Here is a 255-nt window from a genome sequence, read left to right on the forward strand (position 1 = left end):
ACGTGATGTCGGTTACCCAAACCTTGTTGGGTTCCACAACATCGAACTGGCGCTTCAGCAAATTGGGTGAGACGACCGCTGGCTTACCGCCGTACTTTCCAGGGCGGCGTCGATAACCTGTCTGAGAACGCAGCCCTTCAAGACGCATCAGCCTCGCCACACGATGACGACCACAATCCTCACCGACCTCGCGCAGATCGTCGTGGATTTTGCGATAGCCATAAACGCCGCCGCTCTCCAGCCAGGAATGCTTGA

Annotated in this window: 1 protein-coding gene; it reads right to left on the minus strand. The window is 56.9% G+C overall.

All coding sequences use genetic code 11. From position 1 onward, the window contains the following. Nucleotides 1-255, minus strand: a 255-nt coding sequence (locus QMX96_RS26865) for an IS3 family transposase (RefSeq protein WP_282362744.1), incomplete at both ends; no start/stop codon positions are given.

It is taken from the genome of Pseudomonas sp. PS01300 (assembly GCF_029960155.1).
Lineage (GTDB): Bacteria > Pseudomonadota > Gammaproteobacteria > Pseudomonadales > Pseudomonadaceae > Aquipseudomonas > Aquipseudomonas palmensis.